Source organism: Polaromonas sp. P1_G2 (assembly GCF_056405515.1).
In genome coordinates this window covers 1-2184 of the sequence record NZ_JBFUBY010000448.1, presented here as the reverse complement: position 1 = coordinate 2184, position 2184 = coordinate 1, and the positions used below count along the sequence as shown (strand labels likewise).

The following is a 2184-nucleotide window of genomic DNA, read 5'->3' as shown; positions in this document are numbered from 1 at the left end:
GGAGTGTGGTGGATCATGAAGCTGGAGCGCGTCAACGATGAGGTCGTTGACGCGGGACTGACGGTGGAGCGGCAGATCAAGGAATGGCATCGCTTGACGCGGGCCAATACCTTGCGGACGCTGCTTCTGCTCAAAATCAATGACCCGGTACTTGAAAAGGAAGTCCGCGTCGAGATCGACGAAACGGTCAAAAAAGTCAACGGTATCCTGCGCAAACTGGATGCAACCTTGCACGAGGGTCCGATTGCGGAAACCTTTTTCGCGGCGACCGAACGGCGCTTGCAATACCAGAAGATCCGCAGCGACGCATTCCGGGCAAAAATGGCCGGTGACGAGCGCGAAGTCAGCCGCATCATTGAGCAGGAACTGATGTATGCACAGAACGGCTTCCAGGCCGCGGTACAACAGCTGTCCGACGAGCAGGTCGCGAATATGCAAGAGTTGGTCGCGAGCAGCAATGCGCAGTCGGAGCAGGCGCGATTCATTGTTGCGGCCTCCACCTCCACCGCATTCGGCTTGGCGCTGCTGTTCTGGTTGGTGGTGCGCAAACGCTCCCGGGAGGTCGAACGCACGCTGAATCACCAGCTGTCGGAAAGCACGGAACTGCAACAGGCAATCCTGGATAGCGCCAATTTCTCCATCATCTCGACGGATACCAACGGCATGATCCGTCTGTTCAACAACGGCGCGCACCGCATGCTGGGTTATTCGGCCGACGAGGTCTTCGCCCGGCATACACCTGACTTGTTGCATGACAAAACCGAAATGGCAGAGCGCGCACAGCAGCTAAGCATCGAACTGCGACAGCCGGTCCAGGCCGGTTTCGAAACGCTCGTTGCCAGGGCGCGCGGCGGCTCGGCGGACGAGCGGGAATGGACTTATATCCGTAAGGACGGCAGCCGTTTGCCCGTCATGGTATCGGTCACCGCGCTGAGGGATGAGCGCCTCGCGCTGACTGGGTTTCTTTGCGTTGCCTACGACCTGATAGAACGCAAGAAGGTCGAAAACATGAAGAACGAATTCATTTCGACGGTCTCGCACGAATTGAGGACCCCGCTCACCTCCATCCGCGGCTCGCTCGGGCTGATCTTCGGCGGCGTGGGCGGTGAGTTGCCTGAGGCCGTGAAGAACCTGGTGGGCATCGCCAAGAGCAACTGTGAGCGCCTGATCCGGTTGATCAACGACATGCTGGACAGCGAGAAGATCGAGTCCGGCAAGATGCGCCTGGACCTGCAGGTCATCGACATCAAGCCGCTGGTCCAACAGGTGCTGGCCGCCAACGAGGGTTTCGCGGGCCAATACAGCGTGACCTTGCGGCTGCAGGCACCCGATGCGCAGCTGCAGGTGCGCATTGATGGGGACCGCATGATCCAGGTACTGACCAACCTGCTGTCCAATGCGGTGAAATTTACGCCGCCGGGAGGGGTGGTGGAGGTGCGCATATCGCGCTTGGCCCAGAGTGTGCGGGTCGAAGTGGTGGACCGCGGCCCCGGTATTCCGGAGGAGTTTCGTGGCCGCATTTTCCAGAAATTTTCGCAAGCGGATTCTTCCGACACCCGGCAAAAAGGCGGGACCGGTCTCGGACTCAACATTTCCAAGGCGCTCATCGAGAAGATGGGCGGCAGCATAGGCTTTAGCAGCGCGGTGGGCACGGGCACCACCTTCTTCTTCGAGTTGCCCGAATGGCAGAACACGGTGCCGCTGCTGCAGCCGTTCCGGGCCAAGGGTGACGCCTTCCAGCCGCGCATCCTGATTTGCGAGGATGACCCCGACGTGGCAAGGCTCATCGGCATGATGCTGGCCAAGGCGGGATTTGAGACTGAGATGGCATATAGCGCGGAACAGGCTTTGGCCTGTCTTGCGCAGCACAGCTACGACGCCGTGACCGTGGACCTGAAGCTGCCGGGCCAGAACGGCATGGCCTTCATCAGTGCGCTGCGCGACAACGAAAGCACACGCAAGCTGCCGGTCGTGGTGATCTCGGCCCTGGCTGAGGAAGGACAACTGCAGTTCAACCACAAACCGCTCACGGTCTCGGATTGGCTGCAAAAGCCGATTGATGAAGACCAGCTGATCCAGAGCGTACGACGGGCCGTCGCCGGCATGCCGTCCGGCAAGCCGCGCATACTGCATGTGGAAGACGATCTCGATATCCAGCGCATCGTTGCCGAGGTCGCCCGGGAT

Annotated in this window: 1 protein-coding gene; it reads left to right on the top strand. The window is 60.1% G+C overall.

What is annotated here, in order from left to right:
* On the top strand, positions 1-2184 hold a 2184-nt coding region (locus AC1D0P_RS25005), incomplete at both ends, for an ATP-binding protein (protein WP_477679203.1).